This window comes from Candidatus Binatia bacterium (genome assembly GCA_036382395.1).
Lineage (GTDB): Bacteria > Desulfobacterota > Binatia > HRBIN30 > HRBIN30 > JAGDMS01.
Genome location: DASVHW010000447.1, coordinates 1 through 2,718 on the forward strand (window position 1 = coordinate 1; position 2,718 = coordinate 2,718).

The 2,718-nt window shown below is 65.0% G+C and carries 5 protein-coding genes; 4 read left to right on the top strand and 1 reads right to left on the bottom strand.

Annotated elements, in window-relative coordinates:
* The coding region (locus VF515_22020; protein ID HEX7410308.1) for a short chain dehydrogenase at nucleotides 1-261 on the bottom strand (261 nt) is incomplete at its 3' end.
* 341 nt (nucleotides 262-602) lie between these two features.
* Between VF515_22020 and VF515_22025 the strand changes: the two genes are divergently transcribed.
* The 4 genes from VF515_22025 to VF515_22040 all read left to right on the top strand — a co-directional run bounded on the left by VF515_22025 (nucleotide 603) and on the right by VF515_22040 (nucleotide 2,568).
* Nucleotides 603-926 carry a type II toxin-antitoxin system RelE/ParE family toxin gene (locus VF515_22025; protein ID HEX7410309.1) on the top strand — a complete coding sequence of 108 codons (324 nt, stop codon included), beginning with the start codon at nucleotides 603-605 and terminating at the stop codon, nucleotides 924-926.
* Complete coding sequence (locus VF515_22030) at nucleotides 923-1,216, top strand: XRE family transcriptional regulator (GenBank protein ID HEX7410310.1); 294 nt, start codon at nucleotides 923-925, stop codon at nucleotides 1,214-1,216. The genes VF515_22025 and VF515_22030 overlap by 4 nt, the downstream gene beginning before the upstream one ends.
* A 285-nt stretch (nucleotides 1,217-1,501) precedes the next feature.
* Nucleotides 1,502-1,684 (top strand): hypothetical protein, encoded by a 183-nt coding sequence (locus tag VF515_22035; GenBank protein ID HEX7410311.1) that lies wholly within the window; start codon nucleotides 1,502-1,504, stop codon nucleotides 1,682-1,684.
* Between the two features lie 11 nt (nucleotides 1,685-1,695).
* A complete protein-coding gene (locus VF515_22040) occupies nucleotides 1,696-2,568 on the top strand; it encodes an alpha/beta hydrolase (protein HEX7410312.1) in 873 nt (290 codons plus the stop codon).
* The last annotated feature ends 150 nt before the right edge of the window (nucleotides 2,569-2,718 follow it).

Genomic DNA, 2,718 nt, shown 5'->3' on the forward strand with positions numbered 1-2,718 from the left:
ACTCAATCGTTCCATGATCCAACCGAGCCAGGCGTGGCCGGTCACCGGGATGACGCTGCGGTTTTTCTCCACCCCACGCAGCACGATCTGGGCGCAGCGCGCGGGCGGCAGCGGCGTCGGCGCCAGGGCGAGCAGGCGCTCGCGATCGATCGGCAGGCGCAACTCCGTGACACGCAAGATCGGGGTGTTGATGAAACCCGGGCAGACCACGGTCACCATCACCCCGCAGGCCGCCCCCTCCGCGCGCCCCGCGCTTCGCATAACGCCTGCCCGATTCCCGATGCCCCGCCCGTCACGACCGCAACCGCCCCTGCAAACGCGCTCATCTACGCACCTCCCCGCGGCCCTCCGCGGTCTGGCTCCGCTGGCCCGTATCTATCCGACATAGGAACATGGTCGCAACGCCGGCAACGACGCGGCTCAAGGTGAGCGCCACCGTCTTCGTCGGCAATCACACCTACGACGACGCACGCGGCCCGCTGCAAGATCGGCACGAAGGGAGTGGGATTGACCCGCGCATGCGAGGAACATTCCGAATGGCGATTTCTTGGCCAACAGGGGCGCCCTTGCAGCCTATACGAATGATCGTATAATCGAGCGATATGAAGGCGGTGCGTTTTGTCGGCACGGCTCGCGACGACTTGGCAGCGTTCCCGGAGTCAGCACGTCGACGCGCCGGGTACGAGTTGTTCATGGTACAAGTGGGGCGCGAGCCCGCAGATTTCAAGCCGGTACCCGGAGTGGGGCCGGGTGTCTACGAGATTCGCGTGCGGGACGAAGCGGGCGCATTCCGCGTGATCTACGTGGCCAAATTCGAGACCGCGGTCTACGTACTGCACGCCTTCCAGAAAAAGACTCGGAAAACGCCACGGGTGGACGTAGAACTGGCAGCGAGGCGTTACCGAATGATCGGAGAGGACTCATGAAGAAGACCCACACACGCATCACACAGGGGAGTGGCAATGTGTTTCTCGATCTCGGTTTCCCGCCGCACGAGGCGGTTGTCATGCTGCTCCGTTGTGAGCTGGCTGAGGCATTACGCCAATGGATGGCCCGCGAGGGTTTGACCCAAACGCAAGCGGCCAAGCGTCTCGGTGTGGCGCAACCGCGCATCTCTGAGATTGCACGCAACAAGGTCGACAAGCTCTCGCTCGACTACCTGGTGGGCTTGTGCGCAAAGGCGGGCGTGTCGGTCGCAGTGAAATTGGCGGCGTAGTCCGCTGGGGCCGATCAGGCCGCTCCAGGCGACGGCGAATAGCGCGCCGCGCCTGAGCGGCACGACGTTGAGGCTGCTCAGACAATCGCCTCCATCCTGACCTTCCCCCGTTGCCGGAAGTGGCAACAGGGGAAGGGACCCAAGCGGGCGCCGGGCTTCATTTTCATGGCGCACGGGTGAACGGAGTTCATGACTGCCGTAGAAACACTCCGCGCGCCCAGGTAAATCAGAGTCTCGCGGGTATCGACCGATGCCCGGACGGTTGATGTGGTGGGGAGGGGGCGAATGGCGCGGTACAAGCCGTACAACCTGAAGCAGGACAAGCTGATCCCGCTGTCGTACGCGCATCAGGTGATGCCGGGCTCGTCCGAGTACGCGCTCAACGAGATCGCCGAGCAGCATCTGGATCGTGTTTGCGAACGCCCACCTGCGGCAGACCCTTGCTTCGATCGGCAGGGTGAGGTCTAAGACCGGTGGCGATGGGGTCCAGCGATGTCCGCGAACAGCGTCTGCGTTTACGCGACGGGCGTGCCGTCGGTGTGGTTGAACGCGGTGACCTCAGCGGCAAGCCGGTGGTTCTGCTGCAGGGAACGCCGAGCTCCCGGCTGCTGCATCATCCGGACGATAGCATCGCGCGTTCGCTCGCGGCGCGGGTGATCACGATCGACCGGCCGGGTTTCGGGTTGTCGGATTTTCACCCCGGACGCACGCTGCTGGACTGGGCGGACGACGTGGCACAGGTCGCCGACCTGATGCGGATCGAGCCCTTCGCCGTCGTCGGCTTCTCGGGCGGCGGGCCGTACGTTGCAGCGTGTGCGTACCGGATTCCACAGCGGTTGACGCGCGCCATGGCCGTCGCCGGCGCCGGACCGGTCGACACCCCGGAAGCGACCGCCGCCATGACGCCGTTGCGCAAGGTGGGGATGGCAACCGCGGCGCATGCGCCGTGGCTGCTGCGGCCCGCTCTGTGGCTGCGCTTCCATCCCGGCCGCAACCCCGAACGCTTTTTCGACGAGTTCATGGCAGGCTTTCCCGCTTGCGATCGTGCCATCGTGGCCCAGGCGGAGATGCGCGCGATGCTGGTCGCAAACTATGCCGAAGCCGCGCGCCAAGGTGTCCGCGGCATCGCCTGGGAACTCCGCCTGTTCGCGCGCCCGTGGGGATTTCGGCTGCAGGACATCACCACCGAGTACCACCTGTGGCACGGGGAAGACGATGCCAGCACCCCGATTGCCATGGCGCGCGCCGTGAGCGCCGCCATTCCCAACTGCCGGGTGCGGTTCTTCCCCGGCGAAGGTCACATGCTGTTCCTGTCCCGCTGGCGCGAGATCCTGGAAGTTCTGGTGAGCTGAGAGCAATCCCCATTGCGCCGATCCCACGCCAGGCCTATGTCGGTCTTTGCACCCTGAACCGTCGACTGTTGACTGTCGACTTGAAAGGCGCCCGATGCCCGAGTTCACGCACAAACAGGTCGAGGCCAATGGCCTCAAGATGCACGTGGT

Bases quoted from the DNA above. Each gene is read 5' to 3' on its own strand.
- VF515_22025 (HEX7410309.1), top strand. From the start codon at position 603: ATGAAGGCGGTGCGTTTTGTCGGCACGGCTCGCGACGACTTGGCAGCG.
- VF515_22030 (HEX7410310.1), top strand. From the start codon at position 923: ATGAAGAAGACCCACACACGCATCACACAGGGGAGTGGCAATGTGTTT.
- VF515_22040 (HEX7410312.1), top strand. From the start codon at position 1,696: ATGGGGTCCAGCGATGTCCGCGAACAGCGTCTGCGTTTACGCGACGGG.
- VF515_22035 (HEX7410311.1), top strand. From the start codon at position 1,502: ATGGCGCGGTACAAGCCGTACAACCTGAAGCAGGACAAGCTGATCCCG.